General features: G+C 56.7%; 19 protein-coding genes. 9 read left to right on the forward strand and 10 right to left on the reverse strand.

The window, feature by feature from the left end:
- Window positions 1–75: 75 nt before the first annotated feature.
- The 5 genes from ABLU96_RS07175 to ABLU96_RS07195 form a co-directional block, all read right to left on the reverse strand.
- On the reverse strand, window positions 76–1,539 hold the full coding sequence (locus tag ABLU96_RS07175; RefSeq protein WP_064406426.1) for a mannitol dehydrogenase family protein: 1,464 nt from the start codon (window positions 1,537–1,539) through the stop codon (window positions 76–78).
- Window positions 1,540–1,774: 235 nt separating this feature from the next.
- Window positions 1,775–3,151: an MFS transporter gene (locus ABLU96_RS07180; RefSeq protein ID WP_029946863.1), complete on the reverse strand. Its 1,377-nt coding sequence runs from the start codon at window positions 3,149–3,151 to the stop codon at window positions 1,775–1,777.
- Window positions 3,152–3,194: 43 nt separating this feature from the next.
- A complete protein-coding gene (locus ABLU96_RS07185; RefSeq protein WP_025105779.1) occupies window positions 3,195–4,214 on the reverse strand; it encodes a Zn-dependent oxidoreductase in 1,020 nt (339 codons plus the stop codon).
- A 14-nt stretch (window positions 4,215–4,228) separates the two neighbouring features.
- Window positions 4,229–5,443 (reverse strand): starvation-sensing protein RspA, encoded by a 1,215-nt coding sequence (gene rspA / locus ABLU96_RS07190; protein ID WP_004851257.1) that lies wholly within the window; start codon window positions 5,441–5,443, stop codon window positions 4,229–4,231.
- A 205-nt stretch (window positions 5,444–5,648) separates the two neighbouring features.
- Window positions 5,649–5,975: a YnfA family protein gene (locus ABLU96_RS07195; RefSeq protein ID WP_014229526.1), complete on the reverse strand. Its 327-nt coding sequence runs from the start codon at window positions 5,973–5,975 to the stop codon at window positions 5,649–5,651.
- A 136-nt stretch (window positions 5,976–6,111) separates the two neighbouring features.
- Here ABLU96_RS07195 and ABLU96_RS07200 point away from each other — a divergent pair, with 136 nt between their 5' ends.
- Both ABLU96_RS07200 and speG read left to right on the forward strand, forming a co-directional pair.
- Window positions 6,112–6,453: a DUF1283 family protein gene (locus ABLU96_RS07200; protein ID WP_004851259.1), complete on the forward strand. Its 342-nt coding sequence runs from the start codon at window positions 6,112–6,114 to the stop codon at window positions 6,451–6,453.
- Window positions 6,454–6,515: 62 nt separating this feature from the next.
- Window positions 6,516–7,076 carry a spermidine N1-acetyltransferase gene (gene speG, locus ABLU96_RS07205; protein WP_004102449.1) on the forward strand — a complete coding sequence of 187 codons (561 nt, stop codon included), beginning with the start codon at window positions 6,516–6,518 and terminating at the stop codon, window positions 7,074–7,076.
- Here the strand turns inward: speG and ABLU96_RS07210 are convergent.
- Window positions 7,070–7,780: a YnfC family lipoprotein gene (locus ABLU96_RS07210; RefSeq protein WP_014229527.1), complete on the reverse strand. Its 711-nt coding sequence runs from the start codon at window positions 7,778–7,780 to the stop codon at window positions 7,070–7,072. The genes speG and ABLU96_RS07210 overlap by 7 nt on opposite strands.
- Before the next feature lie 102 nt (window positions 7,781–7,882).
- Here ABLU96_RS07210 and ABLU96_RS07215 point away from each other — a divergent pair, with 102 nt between their 5' ends.
- From ABLU96_RS07215 to clcB, 6 genes are all read left to right on the forward strand, one after another.
- Window positions 7,883–8,134: a DUF1161 domain-containing protein gene (locus ABLU96_RS07215; protein WP_004119709.1), complete on the forward strand. Its 252-nt coding sequence runs from the start codon at window positions 7,883–7,885 to the stop codon at window positions 8,132–8,134.
- A gap of 148 nt (window positions 8,135–8,282) precedes the next feature.
- Complete coding sequence (gene ynfE, locus ABLU96_RS07220; RefSeq protein WP_233933189.1) at window positions 8,283–10,718, forward strand: selenate/tellurate reductase subunit YnfE; 2,436 nt, start codon at window positions 8,283–8,285, stop codon at window positions 10,716–10,718.
- A 10-nt stretch (window positions 10,719–10,728) separates the two neighbouring features.
- Window positions 10,729–11,346 carry a DMSO/selenate family reductase complex B subunit gene (locus ABLU96_RS07225; RefSeq protein WP_064407386.1) on the forward strand — a complete coding sequence of 206 codons (618 nt, stop codon included), beginning with the start codon at window positions 10,729–10,731 and terminating at the stop codon, window positions 11,344–11,346.
- A 1-nt stretch (window position 11,347) separates the two neighbouring features.
- Window positions 11,348–12,205, forward strand: a complete 858-nt coding sequence (locus tag ABLU96_RS07230; protein WP_025105783.1) for a DmsC/YnfH family molybdoenzyme membrane anchor subunit — start codon at window positions 11,348–11,350, stop codon at window positions 12,203–12,205.
- Between the two features lie 40 nt (window positions 12,206–12,245).
- Window positions 12,246–12,854: a Tat proofreading chaperone DmsD gene (gene dmsD / locus ABLU96_RS07235; RefSeq protein ID WP_064406420.1), complete on the forward strand. Its 609-nt coding sequence runs from the start codon at window positions 12,246–12,248 to the stop codon at window positions 12,852–12,854.
- 141 nt (window positions 12,855–12,995) lie between these two features.
- Window positions 12,996–14,291: a voltage-gated ClC-type chloride channel ClcB gene (gene clcB / locus ABLU96_RS07240; RefSeq protein WP_064357329.1), complete on the forward strand. Its 1,296-nt coding sequence runs from the start codon at window positions 12,996–12,998 to the stop codon at window positions 14,289–14,291.
- Here the strand turns inward: clcB and bioD are convergent.
- From bioD to ABLU96_RS07255, 3 genes are all read right to left on the reverse strand, one after another.
- Window positions 14,244–14,939 carry a dethiobiotin synthase gene (gene bioD / locus ABLU96_RS07245; RefSeq protein ID WP_004851267.1) on the reverse strand — a complete coding sequence of 232 codons (696 nt, stop codon included), beginning with the start codon at window positions 14,937–14,939 and terminating at the stop codon, window positions 14,244–14,246. The two genes, clcB and bioD, sit on opposite strands and share 48 nt — an antisense overlap.
- Before the next feature lie 127 nt (window positions 14,940–15,066).
- Window positions 15,067–16,287 carry a sugar metabolism global transcriptional regulator Mlc gene (mlc, locus tag ABLU96_RS07250; protein WP_014229533.1) on the reverse strand — a complete coding sequence of 407 codons (1,221 nt, stop codon included), beginning with the start codon at window positions 16,285–16,287 and terminating at the stop codon, window positions 15,067–15,069.
- A gap of 133 nt (window positions 16,288–16,420) precedes the next feature.
- Window positions 16,421–17,314, reverse strand: a complete 894-nt coding sequence (locus ABLU96_RS07255) for a LysR family transcriptional regulator (protein ID WP_025105786.1) — start codon at window positions 17,312–17,314, stop codon at window positions 16,421–16,423.
- Between the two features lie 118 nt (window positions 17,315–17,432).
- Between ABLU96_RS07255 and ABLU96_RS07260 the strand changes: the two genes are divergently transcribed.
- On the forward strand, window positions 17,433–18,683 hold the full coding sequence (locus ABLU96_RS07260) for an MFS transporter (RefSeq protein WP_014229535.1): 1,251 nt from the start codon (window positions 17,433–17,435) through the stop codon (window positions 18,681–18,683).
- 35 nt (window positions 18,684–18,718) lie between these two features.
- Here ABLU96_RS07260 and ABLU96_RS07265 read toward each other — a convergent pair whose 3' ends face one another.
- Window positions 18,719–18,811, reverse strand: coding sequence for a hypothetical protein (locus ABLU96_RS07265; RefSeq protein ID WP_004851273.1), 93 nt, complete (start codon window positions 18,809–18,811; stop codon window positions 18,719–18,721).
- Window positions 18,812–19,254: the final 443 nt, after the last annotated feature.

Raw genomic sequence — 19,254 nt, forward strand, 5'->3', positions numbered from 1 at the left:
TCTGGCGGGAAAAGCGTTCAGGGATAAAGCATGAGGGCAATGCCGCCGGGACCGGCGGCACGCGGGTGAAATAAATTAGTTTGCCTGAGCCCAGGCCGCTACGGTCGCTTTTGCGCCGTGCCGCTGCAGGGATAAATAAGCGCGAACCACCGCGTTCACGAAACGGCTCTCCTGGGGCAGGCTGGCACCGAAAATAGCCTCAATACCCAGCAGCGCGCGCACGCGTTCTTCGCCGTCTGCGCTATTCTGTACGGTTTGCGCAATTACCGGCAGTAAAGGATCGGAGATTTCAATCGCCTGCCCCTGGTCATCCACCCCGCTGACATAGCGCATCCAGGCCGCGACGCCCATTGCCAACAGCGTAAAGTCGCCGCCATGCGCCAGGTGCCAGCGAATCGAATCCAGCATCCGCTGCGGCAGTTTCTGACTGCCGTCCATCGCTATCTGCCAGGTGCGGTGCTTCAGCGCCGGGTTGCTATAGCGCTCGATCAGCAGACCGGCATAGCGTGCCAGATCCACACCCTGCACGTTCAGCGTCGGCGCCTGCTCCTCCAGCATCAGCGCACGCGCGGCGCGACGGTAGTTTTCGTCCTGCATACAGTCATTAATATGCTGGTATCCCGCCAGATAGCCCAGCCAGGCAAGAAACGAGTGGCTGCCGTTCAGCATGCGCAGCTTCATCTCTTCAAAGGGCAGCACGTCCGACACCAGCTCAGCGCCGGCTTTTTCCCACTGCGGACGACCGGCGACAAAGTTGTCTTCAATGACCCACTGACGAAACGGTTCGCAGGCGACGCCGGCCGGGTCGCGAACGCCGGTGAGCTGTTCAATTTTCTCCAGCGTTTCGGCCGTCACCGCCGGTACGATGCGGTCAACCATGGTAGAAGGGAAAGTGACACTGCGCGCAATCCACTCGGCTAATTCGGCATCGACGGCGCGAGCATAGGCGCAGACGACATTACGCATGACGTGACCGTTTTCCGGCATATTGTCGCAGGACATCACGCTGAAAGCCGGCAGACCTGCCGCCTTGCGGCGTGCCAGCGCTTCTACCACCACGCCCGGCGCGGATTTCGGTTGATGAGGGTTTTGCAAATCGGCAACAATCAACGGGTGATCTAACTGCAGTTCACCGCTGGCCGGCGAGTGGCAGTAGCCTTTTTCGGTAATGGTCAATGACACAATAGCGACCTGAGGCTCGCACATTTTTGCCAGCACGCTTTCCAGACCATCGACCTGGGCATGCATCGCCTCTTTGACCACGCCAACAATGCGGGCGGTCCAGGCATCCGCCGACATTTCGGCGACGGTGTAAAGTAAATCCTGCTGTTGCAGATCGGCGATTTGCTGCTCGCCACCGATCAGGTTCACTTCTGTATAGCCCCAGTCGCTGCCGTGTTCTGTCGCCAGAATATCGGCATATACCGCCTGGTGAGCGCGATGAAATGCGCCAAAGCCCAAATGAACGATGCGCGGAATAAGACCGTTGCGATCGTAAGCTGGCAGCGTGGCGTTCGCTGTTAATAGCATATGTTCCATGGTGGCTCTCATACTTATGATTTCTGGATCCCCACGGTAAGTGGGAACCGGCTGGTGAAATAAACCATCTCATGCAATTGGTATGATATCTTTGACCTTTATCAACTACCATACAAGAAGACGGACGAGTTATACTTTCGGTATTTCTGGGAATAAAAGAGTGAAAATGCCGGGCTAATGGCCCGGCAGAGTGTTATTTACGGCGATTCATCATTCGGTGCGGAGTTTGTGTTTTTTAAATATATTGCCCGTTACCCACCGCTTTATTTTGCGGCGCGCAGTCTGCGGCGTCATTCAGCAAGCTCAGATCGCGGTCGCGCACTTCAGGCATCAGAATGGCGGAAATTAAGCCAATGATGGAGTAGCACACCAGCATCACAACAATGGGCATCCAGGAACCGGTCATATTGCAGAAAATACCGGCCAGCACCGGGCCAAAGCCTACGGCGACTAATCCCCCCGCCTCTTTTGAAATTGCCATGCGGGTAAAGCGATTACGTGAACCGAACATTTCCGCCATGGTGATGTTTTCCAGCGCAAACAGACCCAATACCGCGATATTATGAATGACGATCAGTGACGCCATGATGGTGCTCGCGCTATAGCTCTTATCCACAATAATCGACAGCATGGGGTACGCCAGAATAATGGCTGAAATATTAATGATAATATAGGGTAAGCGACGCCCCACTTTATCTGACAGCCACCCAAGAAATGGGATGGTAATAAAGCCGATAACAGAGCTAATCATTAACGCATCGGTAGGGATAGCTTTATCAAACAGTAATGTTTGTACCAGATAGCCCGCTAGGAAAGTTTGCAACAATCCTGAATTTCCCGCCTGTCCGAAGCGCAGACCCGTCGCCAGCCAGAAGGACTTACTTTTCAGCATGGCGCTAAAGGTACCTTCCTGGGTTGCTATCTCTTTCTGCAGGACGCTGTCTTCGCTCACTTTCTCAAAAACCGGGCTCTCTTTCAGATTGAGACGCAGCCAGATGGCAAAGATCATCACCACTACGCTTGCCAGGAACGGCACACGCCATCCCCACGCGACGAGCTGTTCACGGTCCAGCACGAAGAACATCACCGCCCAGATAGCCGTGGCGCTTAACGTACCGCAGTTGGTGCCCATAGCCACCAGCGAAGAGATAATTCCACGCTTACCTTTCGGCGCATATTCCGCCAGCATGGTACCCGCACCTGATATTTCAGCCCCGGCGCCCAACCCCTGAATAATACGTAAAGTCACAAGCAACACCGGCGCTAAAATACCGACCTGGGCATAGGTTGGCAGCACGCCAATAAGCGTGGTACAGATCCCCATCATGGTGATGGTAATAAACAGAACCTTCTTGCGCCCAATACTGTCGCCCATTTTACCAAAAATAAAGGCGCCGACGATCCGCGCAATATAGCCCGCGCCGTAGGTTCCCATTGCCAGAATCAGCGCCATGGCGGCGGATTGCTCCGGGAAAAAAATCTCATGGAAAACCAGCGCTGCGCCAAGGGAATAGAGTTGGAAATCCATAAACTCCAGTGCCGTGCCTAACCAACCAGATACGGCTGCACGAATGAGATCGGAAGTGGTTCTCTCATTTTTTACGGTAGTCATAATGATTATCTCTAATTGTAGAATACAGAGTCCGCACCTGTTGTTATTGGCTGAAGGTTAATAAAACCTTACAGCAACGTTTCCTGTCATTTTCAAAAAGCTCCAGTGCATCGATAACATGTTGATAAGCAAATTGATGAGTAATCAGCTCCTCCGGGTTAATTAAGCCTTGTTCCAGCCACTTTATGACCACCGGGAATTTATTGGCGTTAAGACGCGACGAGAAAATAGAGAGCTCTTTGCCGGTAATACCCTGCTGTGCAACCTGCGAAGGCTCCGTCGAGAATCCCATTAAAACAATTCTCGCCGCCGGAGAAGCCAGGGTGACCGCCTCTTGTAGAATCGAGGGATGACAGGCCGCATCGATAATCAGCGTCGGTAGTACCCCCTCCGCCTTCAGCGTATCCGCCAGAGGCACGACGCTGTTGTTAATCACCCAATCCGCGCCGTTACGCTGGGCCATCTCCAGGCGTTCATCAATGCGATCGACCACGATGACCTGCTTAACGCGATACACCCGCTTCAGCACCTGAATGGTCGTCAGGCCCATTGGCCCGGCGCCGTAGACCAGCGCGATATCCTGGTCGGTTGGCGAAACGTGCCCGGTAACGTTGGCCGCGATAGTGAAAGGCTCAATCATCACCGCATGTCTGTCCGTCACGTTGTCCGGAACCTGCCAGGCATTTTTCGCCGGCACCACCGCGTACTCGCTAAAGCCGCCATCCCGATGCACGCCGAGCACCACCAAAGAGGTGCAGACGTTTGGTTTGCCCACCGAGCAAGGATAGCAATGGCCGCAGCTGATGACCGGATCAACGCTGACCCGCTGGCCGATGGCTTTGTCGGTAACCCCTTCTCCGATGGCGTCGATAACGCCAAAAAATTCATGACCAATAACGCGCGGGTATTTGGCAAACGGATTGTGGCCGCGATAAATATGGCTATCGGAACCGCATATCCCCGCCAGCTTAATTTTTACCCGCACTTCGCCCGCGGCAGGCTGCGGGATCGGACGCTCTTCAATCACCAGTTCGTTGGGCTGGCGAATCACGATACTTTTCATTTTGACTTCCTTCTTTACCAGTTCCACAACGTGCCGTCTTCCAGACGCGCTACAGGCAAATAGGCCGGTTCATAGGGGTATTTCGCGGCCAGTTTTTCATCGAACTCAATTCCCAGCCCCGGTTTTTCACCCGGATGCATATAGCCGTTATCAAACGTCCAGCTGTGCGGGAAGACTTCCAGCATCTGTTCGGAATAGCCCATATATTCCTGGACGCCAAAATTCGGCACCCACAGGTCGAAGTGCAGCGCGGCCGCCATGCAGACCGGAGAAAGATCGGACGGCCCGTGTGAACCGGTGCGTACCTGATAAAGCGAGGCAAAATCGGCGATCCGACGCATCCCCGTAATCCCGCCTGCGTGGGTAATGGTGGTGCGGATATAGTCAATCAGCTGCTCTTCAATCAGCTGTTTACAATCCCAGATGCTGTTGAACACCTCTCCGACGGCAATCGGCGTGACGGTATGCTGACGAATTAAACGGAAACACGCCTGATTCTCCGCTGGGGTCGGATCCTCCATCCAGAACAGGCGGTAATCTTCAATACTCTTACCAAAACGCGCCGCTTCAATCGGCGTCAGGCGATGATGCATGTCGTGCAGCAGATGCTCGTTAAAGCCAAATTTTTCGCGTACGGCGGCAAACAGCTGTGGCGTAAAATCGAGATACTTCTCGGTAGACCACAGCTGCTCTTCCGGCCACTGGCCTTTGGTTGCCGGTTCGTAGGCCTGCCCTTTACCTTTCGCCATCCCGTAGGTGGTTTTCATCCCCGGCACGCCGCACTGCACGCGAATCGCTTTAAACCCCATCTCTTTGTGGCGCGCGTAGTCATCCAGCACTTCATCGATGGAGTGACCCGTAGTGTGGCAGTAGACCATCACGCCTTCGCGCGAAGCCCCGCCCAGCAGCTGGTATAGCGGCATGCCTGCGGCTTTCGCCTTGATATCCCAGAGCGCCATATCGATAGCGGAAATCGCCGACATCGTGACCGGACCACGACGCCAGTAGGCGCCCTTGTAGAAAAACTGCCAGATATCTTCGATGCGATGCGCGTCGCGGCCAATCAGCTGCGGACAGAGATGATCCCGCAGATAGGACGCAACGGACAGCTCGCGACCGTTTAGCGTCGCGTCACCTAACCCGACGATCCCGTCATCAGTGGTGACTTTAAGGGTGACGAAGTTGCGCCCCGGACAGGTGACGAAAACTTCAGCGGCAACGATCTTCATTTCTCATTCCTTACTTCTGTGCGGTTAGTGGGTAAAAGTAAACCATCAGACCTACTACCATACAAGTATAACAATCGAAAAAGACGCGGCAGATCACAGTATCTCATCGGGGATAAAAGCGGCGTGAACAGAGAAAGCGAGCGAGAAGGCAGGAAGAGATGGGCCGGGACAGCATCACCTGGCCCGGCTCACTCGGTAAAAGAGGCTATGCGCGTCCCCAGCCGGCCACAATAATCAGCATGCCGCACAGCGCAACCAGCGCGCCGGCCCAATCATAGTGGCTGAGTCTGACGCCATCGATAAAGCGCAGCCACAGCAGCGCAGTACACACGTACACCCCACCGTAAGCGGCATAAACCCGTCCGCTGGCCTCGGGGTGAAGCGTCAGAAGCCAGACAAAAAGCGCCAGCGCCAGGGCCGTCGGCATCAGCAGCCAGGGCGTCGCCCCGCGTTTTAACCAGAGCCAGGGTAAATAGCAGCCAATGATTTCGCACAGGGCGGTAGCAAAGAAAAGCAGCGTGGTTTTTAACATGCAAAGCGTCGTAAGTTGAACAAGCGTTAACGCATTCTACGTAATAATGGCCGTCGTTTACTCTGTTTTGTCGGGTATGCCGTCGAAAGGAGATGTAGTAAACTCAATCCAAGGGAATCGCTTAAAGGAAATCGTGATGAACACAACACTGAACAAACGCTGGTGCCTGACTGCCCTGCTGGCGCTGAGCGCGGTGGTCTTTACCGCATCGTCATTCGCCAAAACGGACAAGCTGGTCATCGAATCCGGCGACAGCGCCCAGAGCCGCCAGCAGGCCGCCATGGAAAAAGAGCAGTGGAATGACACCCGCACTTTACGCCAGAAGGTCAACAAGCGCGCCGAAAAAGAGTGGGATAAAGCCGACGTGGCTTTTGACGCCCAGGACAACTGCCAGAAGAGCGCGAACGTCAACGCGTACTGGGAGCCTAACACCCTGCGCTGCCTTGACCGCCGCACCGGTCGCACCATTACCCCGTAATGAATGGCGCCCGCACGGGCGCCACAATCACCAAAACTTCGCTATAACACACAGGTACTCCCATGACTGACGCTTATCACGTCAAACTCCGCCCGCTTGAGCGCGAAGACCTTCGCTTTGTCCACCAGCTCGACAACAACGCCAGCGTTATGCGCTACTGGTTTGAAGAGCCCTATGAAGCCTTTGTTGAGCTTTCCGACCTGTACGACAAACACATTCACGATCAGAGCGAACGCCGCTTTGTCATTGAATGCGACGGCGAAAAGGCCGGACTGGTTGAGCTGGTTGAAATCAACCACGTGCACCGCCGCGCCGAGTTTCAGATCATTATCTCTCCCGATTATCAGGGGAAAGGTCTGGCCACCCGCGCCGCTAAGCTCGCGATGGATTACGGCTTTATGGTGCTCAACCTGTATAAGCTCTACCTCATCGTCGATAAAGAAAATGAAAAAGCGATCCACATCTACCGCAAGCTCGGATTTATGGTGGAAGGCGAGCTGATTCATGAATTCTTTATTAACGGCGAATACCGCAATACCATCCGCATGTGCCTGTTCCAGCACCAGTATCTGGCCGAGCATAAACCGCAGGGCCAGACGCTGCTGAAACCAACGGCTCAGTAATAGTCAATAGTGCTTTTGATGGTGTAGTGGCGGGTTAGCGCAGGCTGGACGCTGTCGTCGACAACCTTAAGCTCGCAGCTTACCGGGTTGTCGTGACTGTCGTAATCGCAGGTCTGGCTTACGTTGCCCAGCGCGCGGTCATTGAAGGTGCTCACTGCGGTGTAGTCCATTTTTTTGCGCGGATCGGATGATGGCGTTGAGGCCACCGTAAATTGTTCACCTTTGGCTATGGTGGTTTTGCCCAGCGGATAGCCTTCTCTATCGTAGCGGTACGTCGCTGTACTCTCCTTGCCGCGAGCGGTGACGACAAACCCGTTATCATCGGTTTCCCAGGAGACCCCCGCCGAGGGCATTTCCGCCAGCTGACATTTGCCTTGTAAACGCAGGCGCTTTTCGTGGCTTTGCGCATCCAGGTAGTAGTTAGCGTCCAGCACCAACGCCGCGCCGGTTTTATTCTCCCGATCCTCAAATGCCAGCAGGTCAAAGCATCCTTCGCTGGATAAACGCCCTTTAACCCACTTCACCACTTGATCGTGTTCGTCATACAGCGTCTGGCTAAACGCTTTCACCGGCCCGCGCAGCGGATCGAACTCAAATTCGTTAGAAAAGCTGGCCATTTCCGGGGTGAAGGCCTGCGGCGCGCCCTTTTCATCGCAGGCGCTAAGCGCCCCGACAGCCAGTAACAGCAACAACCGTTTTTTCACGCGCGATTCCTTTTGTGCATAGTTCAATCATATTAGCAAATACAATTGTTTACACCACTTCTGCTATGCTTAAATCTGGATAACGTTAATAAGGAGTTTATGATGAAACTATCACCCTGGCTATGTGCGGCTCTGCTGCTGGGTTCGACAGCTGCTTTCGCGGCGCCGGATTCCTGCGAGCGGGTAAAAAGCGATATTCAGCAAAAAATCATCAACAACGGCGTCCCGGAATCGGGCTTCAGCCTGACGATAGTCCCGAACGACCAGCCCGATCAGCCTGGCGCACAGGTTGTCGGCCACTGCGCCAACGACACCTTTAAAATCATCTATACCCGCGACAGCGGTGCGCAGTAACCTCGCCGAATGTCTGGAGAAGTCTTATCCCTCGGTTGACCAGGGATAAGATCTCTCTACTCCATTTTAAGTATCATTCCTCACTCTCCACGCCGACCTTACGAAGGCGTTGGCATTACGCCATTATAACAAAATCATGGAGTGAGCAATGTCTAACCAGGAACATACCGACGGCCTTACCCGTCGAACGCTAATCAAATCAACCGCCCTTGGCTCGCTGGCTCTCGCCGCCGGCGGTTTATCGCTACCTTTCAGCCTGAGTCACGCCGCTGCCGCGGTGCAAGAAGCCGCTCACGGCGAGGAGCGTATCGTCTGGGGCGCCTGTTCGGTCAACTGCGGCAGCCGCTGCGCCCTGCGTTCACACGTGCGTGACGATGAAGTCGTCTGGGTCGAAACCGACAATACCGGCGCGGATATTTATGGCGATCACCAGGTGCGCGCCTGCCTGCGCGGCCGATCCATCCGCCGCCGCATTAATCATCCCGACCGCCTTAACTATCCCATGAAGCGCGTCGGCAAACGCGGCGAAGGCAAGTTTGTCCGCATTAGCTGGGAGGAGGCGCTGGATACGATCGCCGACAATCTCAAACGCATCGTCAAAGAGTATGGCAACGAAGCGGTTTATATTAACTACTCCTCCGGGATTGTCGGCGGCAATATCACCCGCTCCTCCCCTTACGCCTCGCTGGTCGCGCGTCTGATGAACTGCTACGGCGGTTTTTTAAGCCACTACGGTACCTACAGTACCGCGCAGATTTCCTGCGCGATGCCCTATACCTACGGCAGCAACGACGGCAACAGCACCTCCGATATCGAAAACAGCAAGCTGGTGGTGATGTTCGGCAATAACCCGGCGGAAACCCGCATGAGCGGCGGCGGGATCACTTACTATTTAGAACAGGCGCGAGAGCGCTCTAACGCGCGAATGATCGTTATAGACCCGCGCTACACGGACACCGCCGCCGGGCGGGAGGATGAGTGGATCCCGATTCGCCCCGGCACCGACGCCGCGCTGGTGGCGGGCATCACCTGGGTGCTGATTAATGAAAATCTGGTCGATCAGGCGTTCCTCGATACGTACTGCGTCGGCTACGATGAAAAAACGCTGCCGGCAGATGCCCCGAAGAACGGGCATTACAAAGCGTATATTCTTGGACAGGGCGATGACGGCGTGGCGAAAACGCCGCAATGGGCCTCGCGGATCACCGGCATTCCCGTCGACCGCATCATCAAGCTGGCCAGGGAAATCGGCAGCACCAGGCCGGCTTACATTTGCCAGGGATGGGGACCACAGCGCCAGGCTAACGGCGAGCTGACCTCCCGGGCGATCGCCATGCTGCCTATTTTGACCGGCAACGTCGGCATTAACGGCGGCAACAGCGGCGCCCGCGAATCCACCTATACCATCACCATTGAACGCCTGCCGGTACTGACCAACCCGGTCAAAACCGCCATCTCCTGCTTTAGCTGGACCGACGCCATCGATCGCGGCCCGGAGATGACCGCCACCCGCGACGGCGTTCGAGGGAAAGAGAAGCTGGACGTGCCGATTAAATTCATCTGGAACTACGCCGGCAATACCATCATTAACCAGCACTCCGATATCAATAAGACCCACGAGATCCTGCAGGACGAAAGCAAGTGCGAGACGATCGTGGTTATCGAAAACTTTATGACCTCCTCGGCCAAATACGCCGATATCCTGCTGCCGGACCTGATGACCGTCGAGCAGGAAGACATTATTCCCAACGACTACGCCGGCAATATGGGCTATCTCATCTTTATTCAGCCAGTTACCTCCGCTAAATTCGAGCGCAAACCTATCTACTGGATCCTCAGCGAAGTGGCAAAACGGCTTGGCGAGGATGTCCACCAGAAGTTTACCGAAGGCCGTACCCAGGAGCAGTGGCTGCAGCATTTGTACGCGAAGATGCTGGCGAAAGACCCGGCGCTCCCGAGCTACGATGAACTGAAAAATATGGGAATTTACAAACGTAAAGACCCCAACGGTCACTTTGTGGCCTACCGCGACTTCCGCAAAGACCCGGTCGCCAATCCGCTAAAAACACCGTCGGGTAAAATCGAGATCTACTCCAGCCGTCTGGCGGATATCGCCGCCAAATGGCAGCTGGAAAAAGACGAAACCATCAGTCCATTACCGGTATACGCTTCTACTTTCGAAGGATGGGACGATCCTCTGCGCGAGAAATTCCCGCTGCAAATGTTCGGCTTCCACTATAAAGCACGTACCCACTCCAGCTACGGCAACGTGGATGTCCTGCAGGCGGCCTGTCGTCAGGAGGTGTGGCTAAATCCGCTGGACGCCGAAAAGCGCGGGATTAAGAACGGCGATATGGTGCGCGTATTCAACGCCCGCGGCGAGCTGCGCATTCCGGCTAAGGTGACCCCGCGCATCATGCCCGGCGTGTCGGCGATGGGCCAGGGTGCCTGGCATGACGCCAACATGAATGGCGATCGTATCGATCGCGGCTCCTGTATTAATACGCTGACGACGCACCGTCCTTCGCCGCTGGCTAAAGGCAATCCGCAGCACACCAATCTGGTCGAAATCGAGAAGGTTTAAGGAGTAAACCATGAGCGCTCAGTATGGATTTTTTATCGATTCCGCCCGCTGCACCGGCTGTAAAACCTGCGAGCTGGCCTGCAAGGATTATAAAAACCTCACGCCTGACGTAAGCTTTCGCCGCATCTACGAATACGCGGGCGGCGACTGGCAGGAGGACAACGGCGTGTGGCAGCAAAACGTCTTCGCCTATTACCTGTCCATCGCCTGCAACCACTGCGAAGACCCGGCCTGCACAAAAGTGTGCCCCAGCGGCGCCATGCACAAGCGCGATGACGGCTTTGTGGTGGTGAACGAAGAGGTATGCATCGGCTGTCGCTACTGCCATATGGCCTGCCCGTACGGCGCGCCGCAGTACAACGCGGCAAAGGGCCATATGACCAAATGCGACGGCTGCTATGACGGGGTCGCCGAGGGTAAAAAGCCGATTTGCGTCGAGTCCTGCCCGCTGCGGGCGCTCGACTTTGGTCCCATCGAAGAACTGCGCGAAAAGCACGGTCAGCTTGCCGCCGTCGCCCCGCTGCCGTCCGCGCACTTCACCAGGCCGAGTATCGCGATCAAACCGAACGCCAACGCGCGTCCGTGCGGTGATACCACCGGCTATCTGGCCAATCCGAAGGAGGTGTAAAATGGGAAATGGATGGCATGAATGGCCGCTGGTGCTGTTTACGGTGCTGGGGCAAAGCGTTGCAGGGGCGATAATCGTCAGCGGGCTCGGCTGGCTTTCGCTGAATAATAACTCCGAAGCCCGGCAGCGCCTGGTGCGCTGCATGTTTTTTATCTGGCTGGTCATGGGGATTGGCTTTCTGGCGTCGATTATCCACCTCGGCTCGCCGCTGCGGGCATTTAACTCTCTTACCCGGGTCGGCGCATCGGCGTTAAGTAATGAAATCGCCAGCGGCGCGCTGTTTTTCGCCGTCGGAGGAGTGTGGTGGTTGCTGACGTTTCTCGGCAAAATGCCGGCAATCCTGGCCAAGGCCTGGCTTCTGCTCACCATGCTGCTCGGCTGCCTGTTCGTCCTGGAGATGACCCTGGTCTATCAAATTAATACCGTGCCGACCTGGTATAATGCCTACACCACCGCCGCCTTCTTCCTGACGATGGTGCTGTGCGGGCCGCTTTTCGCCGCCCTGCTGCTGCGGGTAGCCAACGTGCCTTTTAACGGCACGGTCTTCGCGTCGATGAGCGTCCTCGCGCTGCTGGCAAGCCTGGCCGTGGTCATTTTGCAGAACAGCGAACTGGCGGAGATCCGCAGTTCCGTGCAGCAGGCCAGCGCCCTGCTGCCAAACTACGGCTGGCTACAAATCCTGCGTTTAGCATTTTTGGCGCTGGGCCTTGGCTGCTGGATCTGCCCGTTGGCAAGAAAGAAAAACCCGCGCATCGCCAGCCTGCTGCTCGGACTGATACTGGTATTACTCGGCGAGTTTATCGGTCGCGGCCTGTTTTATGGCCTACATATGACCGTCGGTACGGCGATTGCCGGTTAATGAATGGGTGCCGCGGCACCCTCTGCAGTAAGGAATAGATATGATGCAATCGCAAGACCGCGATGCCGTCGCACTCAGCGCCCGTACGCTGGGGGCGTTGTTCTCCTATGCTCCGGGCAGCGAGCAGGCTGCTCCGCTGATTGCCGCCCTGCGCGACGGCAGCTGGCAAAGTCAGTGGCCCTGGCCGGTCGCGAACGGCCTGGCGGCGCAGTTCGCTCTCGAAGACGATGAACCGCTGGCGGACGCCTGGCAGCGGCTGTTCATCGGCCCGTGGGCGCTGCCTGCGCCGCCGTGGGGCTCCGTCTGGCTGGATAAAGAAAGCGTGCTGTTTGGCGACTCTACGCTGGCGCTGCGCGAGTGGATGCGGGCTAACGGCATCGGTTTGTCTGAGCAACGCGCTGAACCGGAAGACCACTTCGGTACGCTGCTGCTGCTGGCGGCCTGGCTTTGTGAATCCGGTCAGGATGAGGCATTTAACCAGCTTCTGGCCTGGCATCTTCTCCCGTGGTCGGGCCGCTTTCTGAGCGTGTTTATTGCCGGGGCGGGAAACCCTTTTTATCAGGCTCTTGGTCAGCTGGCGCAAGAAACGCTGACGCGATGGCAGGCGCGGCTGCCCTGCGCGGTCGCGGATAAGCCGCTCTACCGCTAATGCCCTGACGTTATGCCCGCCCGCCGGGCATAACGCATTTAGTGACAACGTCACCTTTAGCCTCTTTCGCACTTATCGCTTTTGCGTCTATGCTTATTCCCGGTAAAAATAAGCCCCATTCCCCGTTAACCGAATTCGCTGATGCATCGTCTTCACGCTTATCCTGATGTTCAGGTTATGTTTCGCCGCATGGTTATCGCCATGCTGGTCGGCGTCCTCGCCGCGCTCGCGGTTGCCCTGTTTCGCCATGCGATGACCGGTCTGGAAAGCCTGTTTCTGAGCAATGACAGCGGAAGCCTGGTGAACGCCGCCGAGTCGTTGCCACCATGGCGTCGGTTGCTGACGCCCGCGCTTGGCGGCCTTGCGGCTGGCGCCCTGCTCTGGCTCTGGCAGCGCCGCACCCTTGCGCGGCCCCGTGCACCAACCGACTATATGGAAGCGCTCGAGACCGGCGACGGTGTGTTTGATACGCCAGCCAGCCTGGTAAAATCGCTGGCCTCTCTGCTGGTGGTGACGACCGGCAGCGCCATCGGTCGCGAGGGGGCGATGATCCTGCTGGCGGCGCTGGCCGCGTCGCTGTTCGCCCGCCGCTTTACGCCAAAAGAAGAGTGGAAGCTATGGGTAGCCTGCGGCGCCGCCGCCGGGATGGCCAGCGCTTACCACGCTCCGCTGGCCGGGAGCCTGTTTATCGCCGAGATCTTATTCGGCACCCTGATGCTGGCGTCGCTTGGCCCGGTGGTGATTGCCGCGGTGGTGGCCCTGCTGCTGACCAATCTGCTGAACGGCGATTCGGCTCCGCTGTATCACGTTGAATTCCACGAAACCCTGAGCGCGACGCACTATGCGCTGATGCTGGCGACGGCGCTGCTGGCCGGGCTTTGCGGGCCGCTGTTTATCTGGCTGATGAGCTATAGCCACCGGTGCTTTGTCCGGCTGCGCCTGTCGCCTCCGTGGCAGCTGGCGCTGGGCGGACTTATCGTCGGTCTGCTGTCGCTGCTCGCGCCGGCCGTCTGGGGAAATGGCTATAGCGTTGTGCAAAGCTATCTTCTTTCGCCGCCGCTCTTCAGCGCCATGATTGTGGTGTTTGTCTGCAAGCTGCTCGCCGTGCTGGCCAGCAGCGGTTCCGGCGCGCCGGGCGGCGTTTTTACCCCAACGCTGTTTGTTGGGCTGGGGATTGGCATGCTGTTCGCCAGCCTGACCGGACTATGGCTACCTGATTACCAGGCTATCGCGATAGTGGTTGGCTTAACCGGCATGGCGGCGTTTCTGGCAGCCACCACCCACGCGCCGATTATGTCCACGCTGATGATTTGTGAAATGACCGGACAATACGTTTTACTGCCCGGTTTACTGATTGCCAGCGTACTGGCGTCGGTGCTGTCGCGGACGTTACGCCGGGATTCTATCTACCGCCATCACCTCGCCGAGTATCGATAAGTCGATATACTGGCTCAGTTCACGCTGCTCCGCGCGCGGTAAGTAAGGCAGTTCACCGATCAGCGGCGCCGGCAGCTTTTTGCTCAGCACCTCGATGATTTCAGCATAATGCGCCAGGCCTGGGTTAATCCGGTTGGCCACCCAGCCGATCAGCGGCAGGCCGTCGTTGGCAATCGCCTGCGCGGTCAGCAGAGCATGATTGATACAGCCTTCCTGAATGCCGACGACCATTAACACCGGCAGCTGTTCCTGCACCACCCATTCCGAAAGCGGACGCAGGTCGTTCATCAGGCTGCGCCAGCCGCCGGTACCTTCAACCACCACATGTTCAACCTGGCCGCTGAGGCGCTGGAGACCATCCGACAGCAGTCCGTAGTTGATCGGGCAACTGTGCGCCACGCTGCTTTCATCTTCGCTTAACGCGATGGGATTGACAGCTTCATACGGTAACACCAGCGATGACACGCTCTGTAAGACCAGCGCATCTTTGTTCCGCAGTCCGTCCGGCGTCTCTTTACTGCCCTTCGCCACAGGCTTGTACCCGGCGACGCTTTTGCCGCTGGCAGCCAGTGCCTGCAACAGCGCACGGGAAACCACCGTCTTGCCGACAGCGGTGTCAGTACCTGTTATGAAGAAACGCTTAAACATCACTAACCCCACAGTTATGTTGATGAAATATACGGGAGAGAAATAATCAACTGTGGAAAAAGTCTACGCGATGCTGCCGGAAGCCAGCTTGAGATAGCGCAATTTTTGGTGTGAATATGAAAAAATGTTAACCCTGTAACAGTCGTATCAGCAGCGATCCGTTATAGAGGGCATCCTTTACCAGGGCCGCGCCAGCCATCGTTCCCCGGTTAGAAAACTGGGTGCTTTCCACGGCAATATGTCGGCTGTAGGCTGGTAACGATTGTTGTCGAATACAATCAGATATTGCCGGAAACAGAATATCCGCGGCGAGATTGAAGGGAGAGCCGATAAGGATTTTCTGCGGGTTAAAGAGGTTAACCATAATCGCCAGAATCCGTCCAACGTGGTTCCCGACGCCGCTGATAATGTCCCGCGCCAGTAAATCCCCCTGCAGCGCGGCCTGACATAGCCATTCAACGCTCAGCGGCTGCTGATGCAGCATTGAGCTCATCGACTTCGCCATGCGGATCTGCGCCAGTTCCAGCACGCTCTCCACGCTGGCAATGGTTTCCAGACAGCCATGGTTACCGCAATAGCAGCGTTTACCATACGGGTCGACCTGGGTGTGGCCGATTTCGACCAGACTGCTGCTGCCCGCGTGCAGCAGACGACCGTCGGTGATCACGCCCGCGCCAACGTTATGGTCGATCACCACCTGAATCACATCTCGCGCTCCCCGGGAGGCGCCAAACAGCGATTCGGCCATGGTCCAGGCGCTGATATCGTGCTGAATGTAAACCGATACGCCGGTATGATTGGCTAAGATTTCGCCCAGCGGCATGTCCTTAACGTCTTCATAAAACGGCATCCGGTGGATGATACCGTGCTCGGTATCGATGATCCCCGGCATGGTGACGGCGATGGCGGTTAAACGCTCCAGCTTCTTTTGGTGACGAATAAAGAACTGGTCAACCTGATCGAGCAGCCGGCTCGCGAAGGGCTGAACGTGCTGTAACGCCAGTTCCAGCTGCTCTTCCACCACCAGCGCGCTGCTTAAATCCCGTAGCGCGAGGTGGATCTCGCCGCGGCTGATGCGGATAGAGAGGTAGTGCCAGGCTTCGGTTTCCACCATCAAGCCAACGGCAGGCCTTCCCCGGCTCCCTGGCTCCTGGATCTCCGTCTCCTGGACCAGATGCGCTTCCAGCATTTCGCGGACGATTTTGGTGATGCTGGCAGGCGCCAGCTGCGCGAAGCGCGAGAGGTCGATGCGCGACACCGGGCCAAGCTGATCAATCAGGCGATAAACCGCGCCCGCGTTGGTCTGCTTAATTTGATCGATATGGCCTGGCTGACTGTCCGCTACCACCGTTGACTCCCTTTATTTTCGCGCTTCGAAATAAACTGATGGCTATGGTGAAGCACTTCAACGGTACTCGTCAAATTTTTGCTTAGCCTTGTGATTTACCGCACATTTTTAGCCGTTATTTGTCCTAAATGTCTCATGTGGCGCTGGCAAGCAGCGATTCACGAAAACGCCGGGCCGCTTGCCCCTGTTCGTGATGCTTCGACCACACCAGCCACATTTCCGACACCGCGTCCTGCTCTTCGATCGGCAGCCAGCACATTTCCAACAGCTGGACCCGCCTGAAGGACGCCGGTAAAATCGACACGCCAAGCCCGGCGGCCACCAGGCCGATAATCGTCATTGCCTCCCCCACCTCCTGGGTGATGGCTGGCGTCAGGTCGTAGCGGCGCATCAAGCCCAGAATGTCGTCATACAGCCCGGTACCCACATGGGGATCGAAAAACACGAACGGCTCCCGTGCCAGTTCCCGCAGGCTTACGCGCGGCTTGCTGGCCAGCGGATGATCGCGGGGCACCATCGCCAGCAGCGGTTCGCGCAGCACTCTTTCCCAGACCAGGGTATCCGGCAGCTGGGTATTACGCATCAGTCCCAGATCCAGCGCGCCCTCGTTCAGCGGCACAATCTGCTCGCGCGTGTTGGTTTCCCGCGTCTGAATATGCACATCGGGATAGCGGCGGCGAAAGGTCGACAGCGTGTCGGAAACCGCCTTGATAAAGGGGGCCGATGAGGTAAATCCAATGCGCAGCTCGCCGGTTTCGCCGTGGTGAAGCCGAGCCGCGCGCGCGGCAGCATCATCGACCTGCGAGAGGATCTGCCGGCTATCGGCGAGAAACTGCCTTCCGGCTTCGGTCAGGCTGACGCTGCGATTAGTACGAGCAAACAGACGCGCGCCAATTTGCTGTTCAAGGATTTGAATCTGCTGGCTAAGCGGCGGCTGAGAGATATTTAACCGCGCCGCCGCATGGCCAAAATGGAGCTCTTCCGCCACGGCAATAAAATAGCGCAGATGGCGCAGTTCAATATTCATATTTAAAACGTCTTATTTGAGATTATTAATATATTAGACAGAATATTTACATTTTCATACCCTGAATAAGTGGCCATTGCGGTCACTTAACTCTCTGTATATCAGCAAGGATTTTTCCGTGAGTCGTACAACTACCGTTGACACCGCCCCGGCAAACGACGTCAGCGACATCATCGCTCCTCAGCCAAACCAGTTTATCAAACGCGGTACTCCGCAATTTATTCGCGTCACTCTCGCCCTCTTTTCTGCCGGACTGGCGACGTTCGCGCTGCTTTATTGCGTCCAGCCGATCCTCCCGGTGCTCTCCAGTGAATTCGGCGTCTCACCGGCCAGCAGCAGTATCTCGCTGTCGATTTCCACGGCGATGCTGGCGGTCGGCCTGCTGTTTACCGGTCCGCTGTCCGACGCCATTGGCCGCAAACAGGTGATGGTTACCGCGCTGGTGCTAGCCTCCTGCTGCTCACTGCTGTCGACGATGATGTCCAGCTGGCATGGGATCCTGATGATGCGCGCCCTGATCGGCCTGTCGCTGAGCGGCGTGGCGGCGGTCGGCATGACCTATCTGAGCGAAGAGATTCACCCCAGCGTGGTGGCGTTCTCAATGGGTCTTTATATCAGCGGAAACTCCATTGGCGGCATGAGCGGCCGTCTGCTAACGGGGGTATTTACCGATTTCTTCGGCTGGCGGATAGCGCTGGCGGTCATTAGCGGCTTCGCGCTGGCGGCCGCGCTGATGTTCTGGCGCATCCTGCCGGAATCGCGCCACTTCCGTCCAACCTCGCTGCGGCCAAAATCGCTGCTGATCAACTTCCGCCTGCACTGGCGCGATCGCGGGCTGCCGCTGCTATTTCTTGAGGGTTTCTTGTTAATGGGGTCATTCGTGACGCTGTTTAACTATATCGGTTACCGCCTGATGCTTTCGCCGTGGTCCCTCAGCCAGGCGGTCGTTGGCCTGCTATCGGTGGCCTATTTGACCGGTACCTGGAGTTCGCCGAAAGCCGGGGCCATGACCGTTCGCTACGGTCGCGGCCCGGTGCTGCTGTTCTCGACTGCGGTGATGCTCGGTGGCCTGCTGCTGACCCTGTTCTCGTCGCTGTGGCTGATTTTTATCGGCATGCTGCTGTTTTCCGCGGGTTTCTTCGCGGCCCACTCGGTGGCCAGCAGCTGGATTGGCCCGCGCGCGCGTCGTGCCCGCGGCCAGGCGTCATCGCTCTATTTATTCAGCTACTATCTGGGTTCCAGCATGGCGGGGACGTTAGGCGGCGTATTCTGGCATAACTACGGCTGGAACGGCGTAGGTGGGTTTATCGCGCTGATGCTGCTGGCGGCGCTGCTCACCGGCGCGTGTTTACACAAGCGACTGAAATAACGCAGATTAACGTGGCCTGAAACGGGCCACGCTCTTCACCACATCCCCAGTACCGACGACATTCCCAACAGTTCTCTAACGGCATCGACGGAAAGCAGTGCTATAAACAGCCAGGTAAACGGATTCATAATCCACCTCGCATCGGCGGCCTGCGCCTGCATTAAGTTTAGCCGTAGTTCAGAGAAAGCGTCTGCTACTTTACGCACATCTGGATTATTTCGAGCCAAACATAAAATACGCAATCGATTAATCACTACATTATGCTGATGAACCGTTCGGGCAATCACACACCAGCCTGCACCACCTTACTCCACCAGGGTAACTCGTCTACCCTGAAACGGTGGCCAGCTGGTTCACTCCAGCGCCGCCTGAAGTCCGTTTCCAGAGAGCCCTGTTGGCCAGAAATGGCGCTGGCTTTCCGCCAGTATCGGCTTCCCCTCCAGCTCCTGTGAAATGTCTATTGTCAGGGTTTGTGGTTTGCCTTGCCCGGGCGGACATCAGGATATCAACAGAGATCATTATTCACTCCCTTCCACAACGTCAGATTCATATTCATCCGTGCGGCCTGGCG

This window comes from Klebsiella sp. CN_Kp106 (genome assembly GCF_040064575.1).
GTDB lineage: Bacteria > Pseudomonadota > Gammaproteobacteria > Enterobacterales > Enterobacteriaceae > Klebsiella > Klebsiella michiganensis.